This is a genomic window from Pseudomonas sp. FSL R10-2964, from assembly GCF_009600035.1.
Lineage (GTDB): Bacteria > Pseudomonadota > Gammaproteobacteria > Pseudomonadales > Pseudomonadaceae > Aquipseudomonas > Aquipseudomonas bubulae.
In genome coordinates, this window is sequence record NZ_WIWH01000035.1 from 22,649 (window position 1) to 42,964 (window position 20,316).

The 20,316-nt window shown below is 60.1% G+C and carries 20 protein-coding genes; 2 read left to right on the top strand and 18 right to left on the bottom strand.

Annotated features, from left to right (window positions below; translation table 11 throughout):
* Positions 1-2 precede the first annotated feature (2 nt).
* Together GHN92_RS18455 and galB are read right to left on the bottom strand one after the other, a co-directional pair.
* Entirely contained in the window at positions 3-719 is a 717-nt protein-coding gene (locus tag GHN92_RS18455; RefSeq protein WP_095019329.1) for a 4-carboxy-4-hydroxy-2-oxoadipate aldolase/oxaloacetate decarboxylase, read from the bottom strand.
* A complete protein-coding gene (gene galB, locus GHN92_RS18460; protein ID WP_095001729.1) occupies positions 716-1,450 on the bottom strand; it encodes a 4-oxalmesaconate hydratase in 735 nt (244 codons plus the stop codon). The genes GHN92_RS18455 and galB overlap by 4 nt, the downstream gene beginning before the upstream one ends.
* Positions 1,451-1,607: 157 nt before the next feature.
* Between galB and GHN92_RS18465 the strand changes: the two genes are divergently transcribed.
* Positions 1,608-2,822: a LysR family transcriptional regulator gene (locus tag GHN92_RS18465; protein ID WP_095001730.1), complete on the top strand. Its 1,215-nt coding sequence runs from the start codon at positions 1,608-1,610 to the stop codon at positions 2,820-2,822.
* On the opposite strand, the gene GHN92_RS18470 is transcribed toward GHN92_RS18465, so the two are convergent.
* The 15 genes from GHN92_RS18470 to GHN92_RS18540 form a co-directional block, all read right to left on the bottom strand.
* Entirely contained in the window at positions 2,801-4,048 is a 1,248-nt protein-coding gene (locus tag GHN92_RS18470) for an OprD family porin (RefSeq protein ID WP_095001731.1), read from the bottom strand. The genes GHN92_RS18465 and GHN92_RS18470 overlap by 22 nt on opposite strands.
* Before the next feature lie 55 nt (positions 4,049-4,103).
* Positions 4,104-5,366 carry a gallate dioxygenase gene (locus GHN92_RS18475; protein WP_153380754.1) on the bottom strand — a complete coding sequence of 421 codons (1,263 nt, stop codon included), beginning with the start codon at positions 5,364-5,366 and terminating at the stop codon, positions 4,104-4,106.
* A 25-nt stretch (positions 5,367-5,391) separates the two neighbouring features.
* Positions 5,392-6,732, bottom strand: a complete 1,341-nt coding sequence (locus GHN92_RS18480; protein WP_153380756.1) for an aromatic acid/H+ symport family MFS transporter — start codon at positions 6,730-6,732, stop codon at positions 5,392-5,394.
* A gap of 204 nt (positions 6,733-6,936) precedes the next feature.
* Positions 6,937-7,899, bottom strand: coding sequence for a type II secretion system F family protein (locus GHN92_RS18485; RefSeq protein WP_095001733.1), 963 nt, complete (start codon positions 7,897-7,899; stop codon positions 6,937-6,939).
* Between the two features lie 24 nt (positions 7,900-7,923).
* A complete protein-coding gene (locus tag GHN92_RS18490; RefSeq protein WP_095001734.1) occupies positions 7,924-8,910 on the bottom strand; it encodes a type II secretion system F family protein in 987 nt (328 codons plus the stop codon).
* Positions 8,907-10,346 carry a CpaF family protein gene (locus tag GHN92_RS18495; RefSeq protein ID WP_095001735.1) on the bottom strand — a complete coding sequence of 480 codons (1,440 nt, stop codon included), beginning with the start codon at positions 10,344-10,346 and terminating at the stop codon, positions 8,907-8,909. Before GHN92_RS18495 ends, GHN92_RS18490 begins: the two co-directional genes overlap by 4 nt.
* A 3-nt stretch (positions 10,347-10,349) precedes the next feature.
* A complete protein-coding gene (locus tag GHN92_RS18500) occupies positions 10,350-11,567 on the bottom strand; it encodes an AAA family ATPase (protein WP_095001736.1) in 1,218 nt (405 codons plus the stop codon).
* Entirely contained in the window at positions 11,561-12,064 is a 504-nt protein-coding gene (locus GHN92_RS18505) for a TadE/TadG family type IV pilus assembly protein (RefSeq protein WP_095001737.1), read from the bottom strand. The genes GHN92_RS18500 and GHN92_RS18505 overlap by 7 nt, the downstream gene beginning before the upstream one ends.
* Entirely contained in the window at positions 12,064-12,534 is a 471-nt protein-coding gene (locus GHN92_RS18510) for a TadE/TadG family type IV pilus assembly protein (RefSeq protein ID WP_095001738.1), read from the bottom strand. The genes GHN92_RS18505 and GHN92_RS18510 overlap by 1 nt, the downstream gene beginning before the upstream one ends.
* Positions 12,535-12,542: 8 nt before the next feature.
* Positions 12,543-13,883 (bottom strand): TadE/TadG family type IV pilus assembly protein, encoded by a 1,341-nt coding sequence (locus GHN92_RS18515; RefSeq protein WP_238705536.1) that lies wholly within the window; start codon positions 13,881-13,883, stop codon positions 12,543-12,545.
* Positions 13,884-13,923: 40 nt separating this feature from the next.
* On the bottom strand, positions 13,924-14,730 hold the full coding sequence (cpaB, locus tag GHN92_RS18520) for a Flp pilus assembly protein CpaB (RefSeq protein ID WP_095020918.1): 807 nt from the start codon (positions 14,728-14,730) through the stop codon (positions 13,924-13,926).
* A gap of 12 nt (positions 14,731-14,742) precedes the next feature.
* The gene (locus GHN92_RS18525; RefSeq protein WP_095001741.1) at positions 14,743-16,065 is read right to left on the bottom strand and encodes an AAA family ATPase; all 1,323 of its coding nucleotides are present in this window, start codon (positions 16,063-16,065) and stop codon (positions 14,743-14,745) included.
* Between the two features lie 14 nt (positions 16,066-16,079).
* Complete coding sequence (locus GHN92_RS18530) at positions 16,080-16,598, bottom strand: prepilin peptidase (protein WP_095001742.1); 519 nt, start codon at positions 16,596-16,598, stop codon at positions 16,080-16,082.
* 28 nt (positions 16,599-16,626) lie between these two features.
* Positions 16,627-16,818 (bottom strand): Flp family type IVb pilin, encoded by a 192-nt coding sequence (locus tag GHN92_RS18535; protein WP_016782274.1) that lies wholly within the window; start codon positions 16,816-16,818, stop codon positions 16,627-16,629.
* A 417-nt stretch (positions 16,819-17,235) separates the two neighbouring features.
* Positions 17,236-17,427 carry a Flp family type IVb pilin gene (locus tag GHN92_RS18540; protein ID WP_095001743.1) on the bottom strand — a complete coding sequence of 64 codons (192 nt, stop codon included), beginning with the start codon at positions 17,425-17,427 and terminating at the stop codon, positions 17,236-17,238.
* 241 nt (positions 17,428-17,668) lie between these two features.
* Here GHN92_RS18540 and GHN92_RS18545 point away from each other — a divergent pair, with 241 nt between their 5' ends.
* Positions 17,669-18,529, top strand: a complete 861-nt coding sequence (locus GHN92_RS18545) for an AraC family transcriptional regulator (protein ID WP_153327473.1) — start codon at positions 17,669-17,671, stop codon at positions 18,527-18,529.
* Between the two features lie 5 nt (positions 18,530-18,534).
* On the opposite strand, the gene GHN92_RS18550 is transcribed toward GHN92_RS18545, so the two are convergent.
* Positions 18,535-20,286 (bottom strand): tannase/feruloyl esterase family alpha/beta hydrolase, encoded by a 1,752-nt coding sequence (locus GHN92_RS18550; RefSeq protein ID WP_153380758.1) that lies wholly within the window; start codon positions 20,284-20,286, stop codon positions 18,535-18,537.
* Positions 20,287-20,316 lie beyond the last annotated feature (30 nt).

The following is a 20,316-nucleotide window of genomic DNA, read 5'->3' on the forward strand; positions in this document are numbered from 1 at the left end:
GCTCAGCCCCCGAGTTCTTCAATGCTGTCGACGTAACGCAGGCCTTTCTCGGCCAGCCGCCCGCGCATGTTATAGATATCAAGCCCCAGCTCGCCCTTGGCCAGGCGCAGGGCTTTGTGGTCTTCCAGATCAGCCCGCTCGCGGCTGGCCTCGACCACCTTCGCCACCTCGACGCGGCGCACAATCACTACCCCGTCGTCATCCGCCACCACCACATCCCCAGGGTTGACCAGTTGCCCGGCGCAGATGATCGGCAGGTTCACCGAGCCCAATGTTTCCTTGATCGTGCCCTGGGCACTGATGGCCCGCGACCACACCGGGAAGCCCATGCCACGCAAGGTATGGGTGTCGCGAACTCCCGCATCGATAATCAGTGCACGCACACCACGGGCCTTGAGCGAGGTGGCCAGCAGATCGCCAAAATAACCGTCGGTACAAGGTGAAGTCGGTGCCACCACCAGAATGTCGCCGGGTTGGCATTGCTCCACGGCAACATGGAACATCCAGTTATCCCCTGGCGCTACCAGCACTGTCACTGCCGTGCCGCTGATCACCGTACCGCGCTGGATCGGTGTGATGCGAGGGGCCAACAGGCCTTTGCGGCCCTGGGCCTCATGGATCGTGGCCACCCCGTAGCGTCCCAGTTCGTTGACCAGCGCCGCGTCGGCACGGGGGATATTGCGCACGACCAGGCCGGTTTTACCCATCAGTTGGCTCATGCCAGGTTCTCCGTCACACGAGGGAAGATGCTCTGGTAACCCTCGGCATACTCGATATTGCGCCCCGAGGCGATACCCACGTTGCGCTTGGCCTGCACCCCGCGCTGCAAAGCAACACGGGTGTAGTACTCCCACAGATGTTCCTGACCGGCCATGCATTGAATGGCCGCGTATTTTTTGTCCCACACATCGGTGATATCCAGCAGCACATCCGGGCGCCACTCGCACTGTTCCGGCTGATGCGGCTCGAAGCTGTACACCGGTGGTGCCCCGATGATTTTCTCGCCCGGCCGGTAACCTTCGGCCTGAGCAATGATGCGTGCCTCCTGGGTCAGGTTCATGGCCAGCGGATGATCGTAGTTGTACGGGTCCTTGATCGAATGGCTGAGCACAAACTCCGGCTGCACGCGGCGAAACACATCAGCCAGGCGAAACAGCGTGTCCTTGTCGGCGCGCATCGGGTAGTCGCCGATATCGAAGAATTCGACGCTGGCGCCCAAAATATCCGCGGCCTGCTGCGCTTCCTCGCGGCGCGCCTGCTTGACCCGCTGTTCACTCATCTCGCCTTTGCGCCACAACTTGGCGGATTCACCGCGCTCGCCATACGACAGGCAAACAATGTGCACCGCATAACCCTGTTGCGCATGCAAGGCGATGGAACCGCCGGCGCGCCAGACAAAATCGGCCGAGTGGGCACTGACAACCAGTGCGGTTTTGGGTGATGCATTCATGTGCGGGCTCCTTCAACAGTTGGCCAAAGGATCGCACCCACCTGCCGCCCCGGAGTAATGCATAAGCTTGTTACAGGTATGCGTTTTATTTATTGCCAGCTCATCTTCCAGGCAGGCATAGTCCCACCGTATTGCCCAATCAAAGAGCCTGCCCCCCATGCAGCCGAGTGAGCTACCCAGCCTGATGCACGTGCGCGCCTTTGTCCGGGTGGCCGACTACGGCAGTGTGTCCAAAGCCTCTGAAGCCCTGTTCCGGGCACAGTCGGTCGTGACCCGCTCGATTTCCGAACTGGAGGCTCGCCTCGGCGTGCTGTTGTTTGAGCGCCATGCCAACGGCATGCGCCTGACCGATTACGGCACCCGCCTGCTGCCTCGCGCCCGCCGCGTGCTGGCCGAACTGGACAGCGTCCCGCAGCTGCTCAACGGTGCAGACAAAGCCCAGAACGAGCCGCTGTACCTGTTTCAGGCCCGACGCCTGCAAGTCTTTGTCAAACTGTGCGAAACCCACCATATGCAGACCGTCGCCAGCCTGCTCGGGCTGAGCCAGCCGGCCATAAGCTCGACCCTCAAGGTGCTCGAAAGCGGTTGCGGCCAAACCCTCTTCGAACGTACGCCACGGGGCCTGCTGCCCACCCGCGCCAGCCTCGACATCCTGTTCCCGGTGCGCCGCGCCCTCAATGAACTGCGCCATATCGACACCGATATCAGCGCCCTGCAGGGAGCGCTGCAGGGTGTGGTTCAGGTGGGTGCCCTGCCCTTGGGCCGCACCCGCATCCTGCCCGAGGCCATCGTGCGCCTGATGCGCGAACACCCCGGCATCCAGGTGATCACCAACGAAAGTCCGTTCGATCTGCTGGCCACCGAGTTGCGCGCGGGCGATGTCGATTTTATTTTCGGCGCCTTGCGCTCGACAGCGTACGCCAGCGACCTGTCGGGCGAGGCCTTGCTGACGGAGGAGATGGTGGTGCTGGCGCGACGCGGTCATCCGCTGTATTCGAAAAGTGCCTTGCAGGCCGAACTGGCTGATGCGCAATGGGTACTGCCACGGGCCGGCTCGCCGGCGCGACATATGCTTGACGACTGTTTTACGGCATTTGGCATTGCGCCGCCGCGCCCGGCGGTCGAGAGCGGCGACATGGCGATCATCCGCGGCCTGCTGCTGCGCTCGGACATGCTCGCGGCGGTGTCCGCACACCAACTGGAGCCTGAAATCGCCAGTGGCGAGCTGTGCATCCTGCCGCTGGAACTGCGCCATACCTCCCGCGCCATCGGCCTGACCTCACGCACCGCCAGCCTGCACTCACCGGTGGCGCAGGCGTTGATGGACGTGATCCGTGAAATAACCCGAAGTCAGAGAATATTCAACGGATAGCTGACAATCAGACGGTTTTCATCAAACTCGCTGGTGCTGTAGTCGCGGCGTATCGTCGAGTTGCGGATGCGCAGGTTGAGGTCTTTGAACGTGCCACTCTGCAGGGTGTAGGCCAGCTCGGTTTCACGCCCCCATTCCTTGCCATCTGTGATGGTGCCGGTATGCACGTTGCTGCCACTGAGATAGCGGTTCATCAACGTCAGGCCGGGCACCCCAAGCGCCGCAAAGTTGTAGTCGTGGCGCAACTGCCAGGACTTCTCCCGGGCACTGTCGTAGCTGGAGTTGTACGTGTCATTGGCCAGGGTTCCGCCGCTGGTGCCATTGACCCGCATCCAGCCGTCATCACCGCTGACCTTTTGCAGGCCCACATAGAACGTGTTGCCGCCATAACGGGCCGAAAGCAGCGCCGACACCGTGCGGTTATCCAGGTTGCCGGCTTTGGCACTGCCCTCTTCGGTACCCCGGAAGTAACCCAGGTTGGCCCCCAGCGTCCAGTCGCCCAGCGGCTGGCTGTGGGTCACTTGCAGGTATTGCTGCTGGTAGATGTCCTTGAGCTCGGCATTCCACAAGCCGACCATCGTGCGTTTTTCGTTGAAGGTGTATTCGCCGCCGACAAAGTTGAAGCGATCGGATGTAACCGTCGCTTTGCCCTGCATAAACATGTCGTCCATGCTCGAGTCGTTACGCGGGCTGTTTTTGCGGAATTGGCCGCCGTACAGTGTCAGGCCATCAAAGTCCTGCGAGGTTACCTGAGCGCCTTCAAAGGTTTGTGGCAGTGAGCGACCATCATCGGAACGCAGGATCGGCAGCACCGGCATCCACTCCCCCACTTTGAGCACGGTCTTGCCGATTTTCATTTTCCCGGCCACCGCCAGACGCCCGAAATCGTCAGCCGGGCGCCCGTCACTGCCCACCGGCAACAATTGGGTGCCACCACTGCCCTTGCCGCCATCGAGCTTGATCGAATACAGGCCCAGCGCATCCACCCCGAAGCCGACAGTGCCTTGGGTAAAACCCGACTTGGCGTCCAGAATAAAGTTCTGGGTCCATTCCTGAGCCAACCCCTGGGCATTGCCCGGGTTGGTAAAATTGCGGTTGATAAAGAAATTGCGCAGGTTCAGGTTGACGCTGGCATCGTCGACAAAGCCGGCCGCCTGGCCTGGTAAAGGCAACGCACAGGCAAGCGCCAACGCGCAGAAATTGCGTGAGTTGAGGGTGACAGTCATTGTTATTGTTTTCCGTTTGTATTGGTTAATCGCCCCCTTTGCGGGGGCAACACGATCAGCGCGAAGCTTTGCCCGCCACTGAATAGAGCACTTGCTGATTGCGGGTCTGGATAAAGTCTTTCAGGCTTTCGCCGCGCATGGCGGCATATACCTGCAGATTGGGAATACCCAATACCGCCGCGAGTTTTTCCAGCACAAAGAAAATCACTCCGTAGTGGATCAACCCGCGCCAGTCGCGACGACGCAACAGGTCACGTTCTTCTTCGCTGAGCCCGGACTCGGCAAACATCGCCTCAGGCCCGGCCAAAAAGCGCTGGCGCCATTCGGGCTCGATCATGCGGTGCAAAAACTTGTTCAGGCGATAGCACTTGGCACTGCGGGCCAGGGTGAAGGGGTAAGTGCCTGGCAACTTCTCGATCCCTGCCAGTTGGTGCTGCATATGTGCCCGATGACGGGCATTGGCCTCGGCCGGCACCGGGCGATCCTGGTTCTCCAGCAACAGGGTGGCAATCCCGGTCATGGACGGCAGGTAGTAATCCTGATGCAGGTTTTTCACCACAGCCGACAACGCACCGCGCATGATCAGCCAGGTAATGACCTCTGCCCCCTCCAGGCCGCCAAGGGTGGCAAACTCGGCCAGGGTCATTTCAGTCAAACGCACCGGATCATTGACCAGCAGGTCGACAAACTGCGCATCCCACTCCGGGTTGTTGAAGCCGCAACGCTCCCCATGCACCTGGTGGGAAACCCCGCCGGTGGCGACGATGGCGACCTTCAAATCCTCTGGATAACTTTCGATGGCGCGGCGCAGCGCCAGCCCCAGCTTGTAGCAGCGCAACGCACTGGGAATGGGGAACTGCAACACGCCGACCTGTAGCGGCACGATTTGCACCGGCCAGTGCGGCTCGTGGGGCAGCAGCGCCGACATGGGCGAAAAGAAACCGTGATCCAGCGGTTTGTCACGGAAAAAACTCATGTCGAATTCATCGGCCATCAGGCTTTCGCCGATATGCCGGGACAGGGCCGCATGCCCGCCGACTCCCGGTAACGCGCGCGGATTTCCGCCTTCGTCGGCTACTTCGTAACGCTCATCCACCCCCAGAGAAAACGCACCGTAGTGGTCGAAAAAAAACGACGTCACATGGTCATTGAAAATGTAGAACAGCACGTCCGGCTGCTGCTCTTTCAGCCACACCTTGATGGGTTCAAAACCATCAAATATTGGTGCCCAGGCGGCCTCGTTCTGTTTGTCGTGATCAACGGCGAAGCCGATGGTCGGGGTGTGTGATACAGCGAGGCCACCTATGATGCGAGCCATGACGAATTCCTTGAATAATAAGAGTTTATTGCGCCAGCACCGCACGGCTGACAGCCCGTTGCCGTGCCCGGCCATTGCCCATGATTGCCAACGCAGCGATAAAGGCCGGCACCGCCAGCATCGCGAACAGTAACGGTAAGTCCAGCCCCAGGCTGAGCACCGCACCGCCGATCAGCGAGCCGAAAATCGCGCCAAAACGGCCAATGCCCAACATCCAGCTCACGCCGGTAGCGCGGCAGTCGGTCGGGTAGTAGCCCGGCGCAAAAGCGTTAAGACCGGTTTGCGCTCCGCTCATGCAAAAGCCTGCGGCAATCACGCCCACGGCCAGCAGGCTGGACTCCAGGCTGAATGCCCCCAGCAGCAGGATAAAGGCACCGCCCAGGGCATAGGAGGTGGCGATCACGGCATTGGGATTGCGTCGGTCCATTGCCCAGCCCACCACGATGGCACCCACCGTGCCGCCGATCTGGAACAGCCCGGTGATGGTGGCGGCACGCTCGATGGACAAACCACCGTCACGCAGCAGGGTCGGCATCCAGCCCATGGTCAGGTAGATCACCAACAGGCCCATGAAATAGGTCAACCACAGGGCCAGCGTGCCGAAGCGGTACTGCCTGGTGAACAGCATGCGCACTGGCGCTTTGTGCTGCACCTGGGGTTCGGACATGACAAACCGGGTGGCGGCAGTGAAAGTGCCGCCCAGCTTGTTCAGCACCTTGGCAATCTGGCTGGCCGAGGCATTATGGGCCGCCAGAAAACGTGCGGATTCGGGTAGCAGCAACCACAGGAACGGCAACAGCAGCAGCGGCATGATTCCGCCAAACAGCAGCACCGACTGCCAGCCATGGCTCGGGATCAACCAGGCTGCGACAAAGCCGCCGAGTCCGGAGCCCATATTGAAACCGGTGAACATGATGGTGATAAACAGCGAGCGGTTGCGTTCCGGCAAGTATTCAGCCAGCAGTGTGGTGGTATTGGGCAACGCCGCCCCCAGCGCCACCCCGGTCAGCAGGCGCAGGGCTGCCAGCTCATAGGGATTACGGGCAAAAGCGCAGGCCAGGCTCAGCACGCTAAACCCGGTCACGGCAAACAGCATGATTTTCTTGCGCCCCAGACGGTCGGCGTATGGCCCCGCAGTCAGGGCGCCAATGGCCAGCCCGACCATTCCCGCGCTCATCACCGGGCCGAAAGCAGCGCGTGACAGGCCCCATTCCTGGATCAGTGACGGTGCGACAAAGCCCATCACCGCCACATCGAAACCATCGAACAACACAACGAAAAAGCACAGTGCAAGAATCAACCACTGGTATTTGGCGACGGGCCTGCCATCGATCCAGGCCTTGATATCGACCGTTTCGTGAGTCATGTTTTCCACCTTATTATTTTTGTAGAAATTGCGACTGGCACTGGCATAAGCGCAGGCCAAAAAAAGTCATGCCCAACAGTCGAACTGTTGGGCATGACTCTAAGGCCGCCGATGCCTGCCCCGCCTCTGGGAAATCCTTAAGCGGGTATCGATTTTTCTTATCAGGTGTTCCACACGTTCGTGCGTACCGCCTTGCTTTTCTACTTAAATCTTGCCGAACACCTTGAACACACTGATGATCGCAGGCCCGATGGCCACCAGGAAAAAGCTCGGCCACAGGCAGAAGATCAGTGGAAACACCAGCTTGGTACCGACTTTGGCGGCCTTTTCTTCAGCCAGCTGGGTGCGCCGATCGCGAAACTCTTCAGCATAAATCCGCAGGGTCGTCCCCACACTGGTACCAAAGCGAATGCTTTGTGCCAGCAAGCTCACCAGCCCGCGAATATCTTCCAGCCCGGTACGCTCGGCCAGGTGCTTGAGCGCCTCAGTACTGGGCACCCCGGCACGCACCTCGGCGTTGACCAGCGCCAGTTCCATGGCCAGGTCAGGCTGGCTGACGGCCATTTCCTCGGCCACCCGTTCAATAGCCTGGGGCAAGGCCAGGCCCGATTCCACACACACCACCATCAGGTCGAGGGCATCCGGGAAGGCAATGAGCAACCGCGACATGCGCGACTTCTTGCGTGAGCTGACATAGATCGCCGGTATCAACCAGCCCACCCCGAGCGCTACTGCCAGGATGCCGCCCCCCAGCAGCAGCGACATGTTGGGAATAAACGGCAATGCCAGAAGCGCAATACCCATCAGCAGCAGTGGCAGCAGCAGACGAATCGCCCAGTACACCTGCACCGCAGACGGCGAGCGATAACCGGCATGGATCAGCAGGGTCCGGGTGGCCGATGCCCCCCGGGTCTCACCGGAGCTGAAACGCTGCCCGACCTGCTCCAGCATCATTTGCAGATTGCTCGGCGGCGCCCGGTGGTCGACACCATGCCCGCGCTTGATCAACATCAAGCGCCGCTGTACCGGGCTTTGCAGGCCCTTGACCAGCACCGCCAGGGTGACCACCACCAACACCACACTCAGGCCGATAAGCCCGGCAAACAGCATGCGGGTCAGTTGCTCGTTACCCACCATCCGGTTGATCAGTTCGAGTAAATAGTTCATGTCACCCTCCAGGGCGAGCCGTGTTCAAACCTGAATCCGGATGATTTTGCGAATCCAGAAAATCCCGATGATCATGGCCACAAAAGCCCCCATGATCAGCTTCTGGCCCATGGGCTCCTTGAACAGCAGGGGCATATAAGTCGGGCTGGAAATCAGGATGGCCAACGCCAGCACAAAGGGCATCGACACCAGAATCCAGCCGGACATCCGCCCTTCAGCCGAGAGCGTCTTGACCTTGCGATGGAAGCGAAAGCGCCCGCGGATCAGGCTGCTCAAGCGGGTCAACACCTCGGTCAGGTTGCCGCCGGTTTCGCGGTGGATCAGCACCGTGGTCACCAGCATCATCACCGTCATGCTGGGCACCCGTTCCAGCAGGCCGAGCATGGCCCGGCGCACATCATTGCCATAGTTGATATCGGCAAAGGCCAGGCCGAACTCGTAAGCCACCGGCCCGTGATGCTCTTCGGCAACCAGTTGCAGGGTTTCGTTAAACGGATGCCCGGCGCGCAAAGCCCGGCACATGGCATCCAGCGCATCGGGCAAACCCTCTTCAAACTGGGCAAAACGCTTGATGCGATCGTGGGAAATCTTCCAGATGGGTAGCCAGAAGCAGACAAACGCCGCTGGCAACGCCACCCACCACAGCTGCAACAACGACCACAGCACCAGCCCCACCGCCGTAGCCAGCACCAGCCCCAGCAGCAACACGCGGTAGGCCCTGTATTCATGGCCGGCCTGCTCGATCATCTGCGCCAGGGTTTCCATCATCGGCAACTGCTCAAGGCGGGCCTCAAGGGGTGGCAGACGCCGCAGGTATTTCTGGCGCAGGATCGACTGCATATTGGGCAGGTTACTCGCCCGCTCCAGCAGGTTCAGGCGCCCGCGAATGCGCTTGCGCACCTGGTTGGCCTCACCGAACACCGGAATGGTCAAACCCTGACTGAGCAGGAACATGGCAGTGAACACCATGCCCAGGAACGCCAGGATAAATTCGCCAGGAACCTGATTCATGACTGCCCCTCCATCCATTCCGGCCGGAACAGGCTGAGCGGCAGCTCAATACCCCGTTTGGCCAGCACATCACGAAATGCCGGCACCATGCCGGTTGAGCGGAACTCGCCCAGCACTTCCCCTTTTTCGCCCATGCCGCTGCGTACAAAGGCGAAGATCTCGGTCATGGTAATGATGTCGCCTTCCATGCCGTTGATTTCCTGCACGCTGACCAGGCGCCGGGTACCATCCTCCTGACGCTCCAGCTGGATGACCACGCCGATGGCCGAGGCAATTTGCTGACGCATGGCCTTGATCGGAAAGGTGGCGCCGCTCATCGACACCATGTTTTCGATCCGCCCCAGCGCGTCGCGGGCCGTATTGGCGTGAATAGTGGTCAGCGACCCGTCGTGGCCGGTGTTCATGGCCGTCAACATATCCAGCGCCTCGGCGCCACGCACCTCACCGATCACGATCCGGTCAGGGCGCATACGCAGGCTGTTGCGCACCAGTTCACGCTGACCCACCTCGCCACGCCCCTCGATATTCGAGGGCCGGGTTTCCAGGCGCACCACATGGGGCTGCTGCAATTGCAGCTCGGCGGAGTCTTCAATGGTGACGATGCGCTCGTTGTGCGGGATAAAGCTGGAGAGCACATTGAGCATGGTGGTCTTGCCGCTGCCGGTGCCGCCGGAGATCAGCACATTGAGCCGCCCGCGCACGATGGCCTTGAGCATCAGGGCAATGGCCGGGGTCAGGGTGCCCATCTGCACCAGGCTCTGGGTATTGAGCAGGTCTACGGCGAAGCGGCGGATCGACATGCTCGGCCCGTCGATGGCCAGCGGCGGGATGATCGCGTTGACCCGCGAGCCGTCCTTGAGCCGTGCATCCACCAGGGGCGAGGACTCATCGATACGCCGCCCGAGGCTGGAGACAATACGGTCGATGATATTGAGCAGATGATGATCGTCGCGAAAGCGCACATCGGTTCTCTGCAATTTACCGAAGCGCTCGACGTACACCGAGTCAAAACCATTGACCAGAATGTCCGATACGCTGCTGTCACCCAGCAGCGGCTCCAGCGGCCCGAGGCCCAGCACCTCGTCGGTAATCTGCTTGATAATCAACTGACGGCTGCTGGCACTGACCGGTGCCGAGTATTCATCCAGCAGGCGCTGACTGATCTCGCGAATCTGGCGCCCTGCATCGGCCAGCTCCAGGGTGTCGAGCAAGGACAGGTCCATGACCTTGAGCAACTGCTGGTAAATCTTCTCCCGCCACTCGGCCTCCATGGAGCTGAGCTTGGTGCGGGTTTCATACACCACATCCGGCACGCTGGCTTCCCAGGCCATCAATACACTGGTGCAATCGGCGCCCTCGACAGGCAGTGCCACCACTTCTGCGGAGGCCAGCTTGCCGGCTTGCTGACGCAGACGATTACGAAAGTCGCTGAGCATGGCTTATCCTCCGAACAGACGGCTGAAAGTACGTTTGAGCAAACCTGCTTCAGTGGCCTCGATGCCGATCAGGCTCTGGCTCAGCTCACGCAGGCTCAAGGTGATGCTGGCACGGGGAGCATGCAGCTCCAGGGGCACCCCGGTATTCTGGCTTTCACTGACCACCGCATAGTCATTGGGCAACTTTTGCAGTTCCGCGCAGCGCAATGCTTCGCTGATGTCCTTGGGTTTAAAGGGCGACGCCTTGTCAAAGCGGTTAAGCACCACATGCAGACGATTGCCCTGCACGCCCAGGTCGTCGCGCAGAATGCGCACCAGGCGGTTGGCGTCCTGCAGATGGCTCAAGCTTTGCTGCAGCACGATATAGACCCGGTCCGACTGTTCCAGGGTGATGCCGGTGAGGTGATCAATATGCCGCGGCAAATCCACCACGACCCAGTCATAGGTGCTGCGCGCCAGTTTCAGCAAACTGTCCAGTTGCTCCAGGCGAATTTCCTGGGACAGGCACAGCTCATCGGTGCGGCCGCCCAGCACATGCAGACTGGGGCTGAAATGACTGCAGAAACCCCGCAGCGCCACGCTGTCCAGGGTATCGATCTGTTGCAGCACATCGGTATGGCTGTGGGTGGGCAACACATCCAGACTGTGAGCCAGGCTGCCGAATTGCAGGTCCAGATCCAGCAGCAGGGTTCTGCCGCCCTGCACACTTAATTGATGAGCCAGATTGCAAGCCAGCATCGAGGCACCCGAACCGCCCTTGGCATTCATCACCGACACCAGTTTGCCCTTGCTCCCATACTCGCTGTGCTGCTCCAGCTGCATGCGCTCCAGCGCCGACTGCAAGTCCTCGGCCGACACTGGCTCCGGCAAAAAGTCACGGGCCCCGGCCTGCATGGCCATACGCATGCCTTCATGCTCATCCAGCGACCCGCACACCAGCAGTGGCGGACGCTCCTTGAGCGGATGCTGCAACAACGCCGCCAGTTCCTCGCGCCATAAATGACTGACGCGCAACAGCAGAAAATCAGGCTGCTGTTCCAGGCCGTAGAGCGGGTCAGTGTGGCCATTGCTCACCAGCCGCGTACTCACCTGCAAGTGGGCTATGCCCTGGCTCAAGGCCTTGAGATGATTCAAGGCCGCGGCATCACGGCCGCTGATCAACAGGCGCATTCCCTGGCGGTCTGATGACGTAGCCGCCGTCACTTCTCGGACACTTAACATGGCGTAATCCCCGGTGTAACCGCCGGATCAGGCTGGCGACCAAGACTCTCACGAGGCACGGTCGACCTGAACGTGGGCAGAATGAAGACCCCCCTGAAGCCGGGGATCAACAGATTGAAACTGAAGTTGGTCACCTGCAGTTGCACATAACGAATGGCGGCAAAACCGCCGGCCCCCACCAGATCATTGGGGCTGGAGACCACTGCACCGTTGGCGTCCAGATAGATCAGGTTCAGATTGGCACTGGTCAGGCTGGCGATCAGGCTGCTTGGCCCGGCATTGCCCGCCGTGTTGAACATGGCACGACGCAGGATGACCGGGTCCTGGATATTGCACACCGCTGCCAGCCGCGCGCCGCGACGCACCGACTCGCTCAGCACATTGACGGTGAAGTACAGCCGGCCCATTTCCAGTGCGCCAAACAGCAGGGTGAAGAGCACCAGAGCGGTGATGGCGAACTCGACGATATACACGCCACCCATGCGTTTGCGGTTCATCACAAGGCCCTCATTACGACCGTTGAAGTCAACAGCAGGCCCAGTGGCACGCTGCTGCCATACAGCGCAGGAATGGCGCTGCCGAGCGCCGGGACAAAGGTGTAGGCAATGCTGACCCGTACATGGTTGGTGCCCACCGCACTCACCGTGACATCACCGGTGGTCAGGCCTGGTGCCGCCGCCGGGTAACCGTTGGGGTTGGCCGGCAGGCCATAAACGGCAACGTTTTTGGTCTTGGTGACCAGCGCCGCGTTCAGGTCCAGCGTGCCCAGGGTGGCGTTCCACGCCTGGCTGGCCACATAACGCCCGGCATCACGGCTGGCCTGCTGCAGGCTGTTGTACTGGAACAGCATGCGGCCGAACTCGGCGAAGGCCAGCATCAGCAACACCAGCAGCGGCAGGGTCAGCGCCAGTTCGACCATCGCCAGGCCCCGCTGGGCGCGGGACGACCTGAATCCACAGCGTCTCATGAGACCTCCTAGGAGTCGGTGCTCGGCGTCTGGTTGTTGTCGATATAGGTTTTGTACAGCTGGATCACCTGTGGCCCGGCGTTGGCCGCAGGGTTGGGACCCGGTACGTTGTCGCCTTCGCACACGCTGACGAACTGGCCGAAGATTTGCGCTTCATTACCCTGCTGAGCGGCTGGCTGCATCACGAAATAGCAGCCAAAGCCCAGCACCGGAATCGCCGAGGCTCCGTCGTTCTTGCCCGAGCAATCGCCGATCACGATTTTCAGGATCCGTCGTTCAAATACACCATTGCCCTGGCAACCGGCGCCGCCGCCCACACAAGCTGCCTCGTCCTGCTTCCAGTTGTTGTAGTCGTACAGGGCACCGCTGCTGGTGGACAGGTTGCCGCTGCTGGACGTGACCGTATTGCCGTCATACAGAATCGGCGCAGGCGACCCGGCGTAGGTAAATGACTTGGGATTGACGGTAACCACCAGGTCCGGCGGATAGTCAGAAGCACTGAGGCCACCCTTGTATTCGTTAAAGCGCGTATTGAGGCCCTGGGAAGCCGGGCCCACGGTGTTGCCCGGCTTGGTCTGGGCAGTTGCACCGACGATATTGCACTGGTCGATCCCCCCCGCCAACGCTTCCCTGACCGTCTTGCCGCCCGAACCGAAATCCAGCAGCTGAAAATTGCCCGGACCGATGGGCGAATTGTTGTTGGCGGCAGTTTTCAGTACCTGCAGATCACCGAACGTGAAACCCCAGAACATCCCCGCAGCCGGATTGTTCTGCGCAGGGTTGCCGCACACCAGCAGCGGCGTCAGATCACAGGGGCCGCTGCTCGGGCTGGGCCCGGCAGTGGCCACCGCCGCGACGGCCTTGCCGGTGGCGTTACCGTTGTCCAGCGCCTGGAATACGCCCCAGAAAAAACTGCTCAGGGGATAGTTGTTCACCGTGACCCGAACAAAGGTCGCATTGGTCGGCCCCGGGAAAGAAAACGGCCCGTAGACACTGGTGGCCAGTTCTACCGAGGCAAAGCCTGACGGGTTGGCCGTGATGGCCCTGCCCAATTCCTCGTTGCCCGTCGCATTGGCATTGAGGCTCAGGGTATTGAGGGCCGCTGTTTGCGTCAGGCTGGCCGAGCCGGTCGCCCCCACTACCATGCTGAGCGTCTTGGCCCCGCTCAACGCCGCCGCATCCACGGCGTTTTGCAACCGGGTCTTGTTCAGCAGCATATGGCTGCCGTCCAGGGCCAGGGCGCCCATCAACAAGAGCGAAGCCATGGCAATCACCACCAGGACCAGCATGGCGCCGCGCTGTTGCCGGGGAAACGCGGTGTGGGGCTGTTGGATACGCGCGTTCATGATGGTTCACCTTGATAGTCTTGCGCGGCCGCTGCCCGGCCCTCTACATCGCCTTTTCTACCGTGGCCGCGACACCGCGGATGACAATCACGCCACCGTCATTGGCCGGTGCACGACGGCGAGCCACCGGCTTGGCCATCACGGTCGGCAGTACCGGCGCCGCCATGGCAACGGGCTCAGCCGCAATGGGTGTCTTGTTGTTATCCAGAGGGTTGCGCAAGGCCAGTTGCACCTTGCCAGCGCTCATGCCCTTGACCAGCACTTCGGCCTGGGCGGGGGTCATCTCCAGGGTTACCGCACGCACCACCACCGGTTGGGTCTTGTCAGTGCTGGCGGTCTGGTCAACAGCCAGTACCCGCAGGTCCTGGAGAATGGTCTTCGACTCGGCATTACCTTCGCTACCAACCTGCCGGGTTGCCAGCACGTCGACCCGATTACCCGGCAGCAGGAAGCCGCCGACGCCCACCACGTCATCCACCCGCACCGAGATGGCCCGTTTGCTGGGTTCGATCAGCGAGGCCAGGGTGCTGCCACCCATATGCTCGGCCAACCGTGCCCCCCGCAGAATGTCGCCGCGCAGCAGGGAGAAGGTGGCGATCTTGCCGACCACTTTTTCAGTGGTGTCGAAGGCGTCTTCGGGGGCTGCATCCCTGGGCATGCGCACCACCGTCACTTGCTGGGGCTCGATCATCTGCCCGAAAGCGATTTCCACCGTGGCAATCACCACGTTTTGCTGGTTATCGTCAGGGCTGGTGTTCAGCCGTGCCGTGAGCCAGTTATTGGCCATCCATGTAGCCCCCAGCCCGAGGATCACGGACAGGACAATCAAAGTCAGCGTGCGCGAGTTCATGACGGTAACTCCTTAGCCAAGAAAATCGAGTTGGACGAAATAGTTGCGCCACGCCCACTCAAGCTCCTGAGTAGTCAGTGGCCCCGCCCCCTCCAGATAACGCTGGCGATCGCACGCCATATTCAACAGATCCCGGGGATGACATGGCACCAGGGGCATGTTTTCGGCGCCATACAGGTCGTGCAGCACGAAACTGAGCAACAGCGGGTCATAGGGGATACCCAGGCGCTGCGTCTCTTGAATCCAGATGCGTTCGTATTCGCCAGGCTTGAGGTAGCCAAATTGCAGCTTGTAGCCAATGCGCCGCAAAAATGCTTCGTCAGCCAGCTCCAGCGGATTGAGGTTGGTGGAGAACACCAGGATCAGGTCAAACGGCAGTTCGCAGTGGCGCCCGCCCCCCAGGTTGAGGAAGTCTCGCCTCTCTTCCATGGGCACAATCCAGCGGTTCAACAACTCGCCCGGGGTCATGCGCTGACGCCCCAGATCGTCGATGATCAGCAGGCCGTTACTGGCCTTGAGTTGCAACGGTGCCTGGTACTGACGGGCATAAGGGTCATAACGCACATCCAGTTGTTCCATCGTCAACTCACCACCGGTGATCACGATCGGCCGTTCGCAGCACAGCAAGCGGCGGTCTATGCCCTCGTTGAGCATCAAGCCGTTTTGATGTTCGTCATCGCCCAGGCGCTTGTGTACCTGAGGGTCAAAGATCTCGATCACCGATTCATTGATGGCGATGGCATGGGGCACCCAGATCGCTTCGGCAAACAAGCGGATCAGCCGACTGCTGACATAGGTCTTGCCGGTACCCGCAGGCCCGTAAATCATGATGGCGCGCCCGGAATTCAAGGCAACACCCAGTTGATCGAGCATGCTTTGCGCCAGCACCATCGAACCGAAACAGTGGTGCATGTCATGGGCGCTGATACGCCCGTGGTGAATGGTCTGCAACTTCAGCAGCGAGCGGTAGGCACTCACCGGGTAAGGCGCTGCACCTATGTAGCCACTGCGGGCCAGGGCATCGCGGGCACTGTTGCGGCCGCGCTCGGTCAAGCCGTAGCGCATGGCCTGCCCCCCTGCCTGGCCCAGTACTTCGACGCGACGGTCCTTGCGCAGGAACGTGAGGATTTCTTCCATTACCGCACCGGTAAGCGCCAGTCGCGCCACCAGCTGCACCATGTCCAGCACACCCGCATCGTATAAATGCTTGCACACCAGATCACCGAGAAAATTGTCTGCCAATCCGGTTTCAAGGATGGTCCGTGGTTGTGGAGCCAGTAGTTGTACCGCTTCGCGCTCATCGAGAGAAACACGGTTGCTGCTGATGGCGTACATGGTGTTCTCCTGAACTAGTGGCCCAAGGTCAGCCAAAAGACGCTGGCCAAGGTGCCGAGCAAAACGGCGACCGAATAAGGGAAAGGTTTGCCGGCCACTTCAGCAGCGTGGGGGGGGAAGTAGGCGCGTGCCCTGAGCATCAACCAGTAGCGGCCCAGGGTTTGCAGGGCCTGGCCCTGCACCAGGACGATCAATAACCCGCATACCCCACCTGCAATCAGGCTGAAAAACGCAGCCCAGAGGGCGTCATGGGGGGTTAAAAATGCGCCGGCCATGGCCATTAACTTGACGTCCCCGGCGGCCATCCCGCCAACGGCGTACATGGGCAGGAAAATTCCGAAACCGATCAGCATGCCCAGCAGTGAATGCCCCAACCCGATAAAGCCTGCGGCCCAGGTCTGGCCGACCAGGCCCAGTACCAGCCCCAGCAAAACAAGAAGGTTGGGAATGCGGTGACTGCGAAGATCGCTCACCACCGCAACTCCCAGCAGCCCTAAAAGCAATACGACAGGAGCAATCAGTAACTCGCTCATGGCTGCACCCTCAACAGGAGACATCGTGTTAGCAGACAGTGCCCTTGACAGCACATCCCAGACTGGTGATTGCTGTTTTCACATTGCCGCCCAGGGTGATAAACGCGGCGACAGCGCCCAGTGTTATCAGCCCGCCTGCCACTGCATATTCCACAATGGTCAGGCCATCTTCGTCGTTGATAAACTTCACTACGGAAGTCTTGATTGATTGCAGGCTCATTTCGTCCACCTCACTCAATGTTTGATATCAAGAAGCAGGGCTATTTGCGCTGCTTGATTGGATCTTAGCCAGAGGGTTATTTGAGGGTTAGGAGATTTTTGCTGACTGCTAGGACTTTATTGACATTACCCAGAAACAGTTAAACCCCACCTATTCAAGAGCAGGTAACTGCCACTAACAGACTCTTTATATGCAATCCGTACTACAACTAATCAGGCACAAAAAAACCGGCTTAAGGGTGCTGGGCTAGAGGGGACGTATAGCGCAACAGACTAAGCCGGGGGTTTCATAGCAGGATTTAATCTTCACAACCTCACAGCAACAGCGATACTTATGTACGGGTTGGTATCATTGGCGCTGCAAACCGGCAGCCAGCAACTGCAAAGGAGCCATGCCCCAGTGATCATTGCCCGTGCATCAGCAGGTAGTACCCTTGACCGCACACCCCAGGCTGGTAATGGCGTCCTTGACGTTGCCACCCAGGGTGACGAATGCCGCAACCGCCCCCAGGGTTATCAAGCCACCGGCCACGGCGTATTCAACAATGGTCAGGCCGTTCTCATCCTTAATAAAGGCCTGGACGGAAGTTTTAATGGTTTGCAAGTTCATTTTGTTCACCTCACTCGAGTGGCTTGCCCAAAGCGATTACTAAATGCACCGCCTGATTGAAGGCTAGCCATCGGTGGAAGGAGCGGTTAGGAGTTTATTGTCGAACAGCAGGATTTTTTTGCACTAATTAGATAGGCAAACACCCTGATCGGATCCAATTAAAAACCAACTTGAAAGTGCGCGTACATATTGATTCGACCTATCAACCCGACAGCGCTCTGCACAAGAAAGGATTAGGTGAATGAAATCTGAAGCTGTCAAACAACCTCATCTCCTATGGTTCGACCTTACCCGCAATCAATCCACTGAAGCCCTCATGCTGCCCTTTCGTTCCGCCTGTCACTGCCTGCTGGACACCCCCCGGGCCTGGGCCAACAAACACCGCGAACCGGTGCCAGACATGATCTGCATGCATTTTGACTGCCCCGACCTGGCGGGGCTCAGCCTGTTGCAGGAAATCAAACTCAAGTCGCCCTCTATCCCGATCACCATGTTTACCGTGCAGCACTCCGAAGAGCTTGCGATCTGGGCCATGCGTTCGCGAGTCTGGGAATATGTGGTGCTGCCCCTGAGTGCGGCCGAGATCAATCGTTACCTCAACGCCCTTGAGCAACTGTGTACATTGAGAAGCGCCGCCGGGAACAACAAGGCATTGCCGATCGAACATGGTCCTGCTCTGCCCGACAGCATCCGCCTGACCACCGACCATCAAAAGCACAACGCACTGCACAATGTGCTGCAGTACATCGATCAGCATTACTGCGAAAGCATTGACCAGAAAGACCTGGCCAGGCGCTGCAGCATGACCACCTTTCGCTTTAGCCGCCTGTTCAAGGAAGTCTACGGGCTGGGCTTTATGGACTACATACTGGGCAAGCGCATGGACAGCGCCAAGGACCTGCTCGACAACAGCCAGATGCCCATTACCAGTATCGGCTATGAAGTCGGCTTCAAAGACCCCTCCTACTTCGCCCGCGCATTCAAGCAATACGCGGGCAGTACCCCCAGCGAGTATCGCCAGGCGCGACGCAGTGATGTGCCATTATCGGATGAAATCCTCACCCAGGTCATCCAGAGCCTGGCGCGCAGTGCCGAGGGCTGAAGACCTCAGCGTTGCAGCGGTGCATAGGGCGTGAAAAAGTCCGAGCCCAGCCACTGCGGGTTTTTTTCATCCACCGCGTTTGGGCTGCGCACATAACTGTCGGCCGATTTAACATCGCCCTTGCCGTCATACACCGCCACATCCGGGTACGGAAACACCAGGCGTGTAAGCCCGTCGTTGGCAGGGTCCTGGGCGACAGACCGGGGCGCCATCATTGACGGTTTTTGGTCCGCAGCAGCCCGGCCCGGCAGATTGGTCGGTGCGCCAAACTCGCTGGCAGCGGCCTGTTTGCTGCTGGCCTGCAAGGTCACAATGGCAGCGGGGGCCTGACCCTTTTCGACCCATGACATCATGGGTGTCAGCAGGTCCAGCAGGCTCGGGCCTTCACCGCCACCACAGTGGTAAACCCCTGGCAGCAGATAAAGCCGCTCGAAGGACTCGGCCTTCGACTTGCCCATCTGCACCTGCACCGCCTGGTGGTAGGCGATGGTGTTCAGGGGCGAGATATGCTGATCGGCCCAACCGTGCCACAGGATCAGCTTGCCGCCGCGGTCTGCGAATGCCGACAGATCCGGGTTGGTGGCGTCATACAGTGGGTGCAGGGCGCGCAATTGGTCCAGGGTGCTGCGATCAAACTTCACGTCCGCCAGGCTGTAATCTGCTCCCGGATTGCGCTCGAAGGCCAGATTGCGCAAGACATCCAGAGCCATCTTTTCACTGTTGATCGGCTGATCGACGCTGTCCGGCACAAACACCCCGGCCCAGGCCAGCTCGGAACCCGGCTGTGGCCCGGCAATGGTCAGGCGTTCACCGGTAGCCGGGTCACGCGGGCCGTCATAAAGGCTTCGGGTCGCATCCACCTCCCTGGTGCTCAGGCAGTCCGAAGTGTCCGTCGCAGAGGCCTTACACTGCACGGTTGCTGGATCAAAGCGGCAAGCTCGCGGGTCGCTGATCAGACCATCGACCTGCCCGTCCAGCGCGTCGCACTGCTGCAGCACAGCCTGGTGCAGGATCGGCAGGCGCGAGGCTACAAGAATCGCCTTGCCCTCCCCGTCCTGATTGGCGCGGGCCTGCCAGGCATGATAAATCGAATTCTGCACCAGAAAATTCAATGCCGGCGCCCCGGCAATGATGCCGTTGAAATCGTCGGGATAGCGCTGGGCTTCGATCAGGGCTTCGCGCCCGCCATCGGAGCAGCCGGTAAAATAAGCGTACGCAGGTTGCTGGCCGTAATAGGCGCCAATCAGTTGCTTGGCGGCCAGTGCCGTCAGGTGGACGCCGCGATGGGCGAAATCAGCACGTTTTTGTGCATCGTTGCCCCAACTGTTGTCCATGCCCTCGTGACCCATATCGGTTGCTGCCAGCACAAAGCCGCCGCTGTTCAGGGGGGCACAGCCTTCGGCCGCGCCCACCTGCAATGAAATCCGCCCGCACAGGCCGCCGCAACCCACTTGCAGATAACGCTGGGTCCAGGTGTGGGTTGGCAGCATGACCTTGAAACCGATGCTCGGCGCCAGCGTGCCTTGTACTTCACAGGCGGTAACCCCATTGCTGGTGGTTTCGCTGGCCGACTCCACCTGGCTGCCCTTGCCGCCGATTGCCTGCAGATCAACCCGGGTCAGGGCCGCGCAGCTGATGGCGGGTTTGACCACGGGCAGCGCGGCGATGGTCGTTTCGGCATGGGCCAGGTTCGGCAGTTGCAGGAGAAGCACTGTGCTGCCGAGTAATAGCCGGCGCAGGGTTTGGAGGGCGATCATGACAGCTCCTTTTCAATGAAAAATCCGGGG

What these genes read in the sequence shown, in the direction of transcription:
- GHN92_RS18510 (WP_095001738.1), bottom strand. Translation starts at nt 12,534, where the DNA reads ATGAGACGCTGTGGATTCAGGTCGTCCCGCGCCCAGCGGGGCCTGGCG.
- GHN92_RS18490 (WP_095001734.1), bottom strand. Translation starts at nt 8,910, where the DNA reads ATGAATCAGGTTCCTGGCGAATTTATCCTGGCGTTCCTGGGCATGGTG.
- GHN92_RS18535 (WP_016782274.1), bottom strand. Translation starts at nt 16,818, where the DNA reads ATGAGCCTGCAATCAATCAAGACTTCCGTAGTGAAGTTTATCAACGAC.
- GHN92_RS18530 (WP_095001742.1), bottom strand. Translation starts at nt 16,598, where the DNA reads ATGAGCGAGTTACTGATTGCTCCTGTCGTATTGCTTTTAGGGCTGCTG.
- GHN92_RS18475 (WP_153380754.1), bottom strand. Translation starts at nt 5,366, where the DNA reads ATGGCTCGCATCATAGGTGGCCTCGCTGTATCACACACCCCGACCATC.
- GHN92_RS18470 (WP_095001731.1), bottom strand. Translation starts at nt 4,048, where the DNA reads ATGACTGTCACCCTCAACTCACGCAATTTCTGCGCGTTGGCGCTTGCC.
- GHN92_RS18485 (WP_095001733.1), bottom strand. Translation starts at nt 7,899, where the DNA reads ATGAACTATTTACTCGAACTGATCAACCGGATGGTGGGTAACGAGCAA.
- GHN92_RS18495 (WP_095001735.1), bottom strand. Translation starts at nt 10,346, where the DNA reads ATGCTCAGCGACTTTCGTAATCGTCTGCGTCAGCAAGCCGGCAAGCTG.
- GHN92_RS18540 (WP_095001743.1), bottom strand. Translation starts at nt 17,427, where the DNA reads ATGAACTTGCAAACCATTAAAACTTCCGTCCAGGCCTTTATTAAGGAT.
- GHN92_RS18480 (WP_153380756.1), bottom strand. Translation starts at nt 6,732, where the DNA reads ATGACTCACGAAACGGTCGATATCAAGGCCTGGATCGATGGCAGGCCC.
- GHN92_RS18545 (WP_153327473.1), top strand. Translation starts at nt 17,669, where the DNA reads ATGAAATCTGAAGCTGTCAAACAACCTCATCTCCTATGGTTCGACCTT.
- GHN92_RS18505 (WP_095001737.1), bottom strand. Translation starts at nt 12,064, where the DNA reads ATGAACCGCAAACGCATGGGTGGCGTGTATATCGTCGAGTTCGCCATC.
- galB (WP_095001729.1), bottom strand. Translation starts at nt 1,450, where the DNA reads ATGAATGCATCACCCAAAACCGCACTGGTTGTCAGTGCCCACTCGGCC.
- GHN92_RS18455 (WP_095019329.1), bottom strand. Translation starts at nt 719, where the DNA reads ATGAGCCAACTGATGGGTAAAACCGGCCTGGTCGTGCGCAATATCCCC.
- cpaB (WP_095020918.1), bottom strand. Translation starts at nt 14,730, where the DNA reads ATGAACTCGCGCACGCTGACTTTGATTGTCCTGTCCGTGATCCTCGGG.
- GHN92_RS18525 (WP_095001741.1), bottom strand. Translation starts at nt 16,065, where the DNA reads ATGTACGCCATCAGCAGCAACCGTGTTTCTCTCGATGAGCGCGAAGCG.
- GHN92_RS18500 (WP_095001736.1), bottom strand. Translation starts at nt 11,567, where the DNA reads ATGTTAAGTGTCCGAGAAGTGACGGCGGCTACGTCATCAGACCGCCAG.
- GHN92_RS18465 (WP_095001730.1), top strand. Translation starts at nt 1,608, where the DNA reads ATGCAGCCGAGTGAGCTACCCAGCCTGATGCACGTGCGCGCCTTTGTC.
- GHN92_RS18550 (WP_153380758.1), bottom strand. Translation starts at nt 20,286, where the DNA reads ATGATCGCCCTCCAAACCCTGCGCCGGCTATTACTCGGCAGCACAGTG.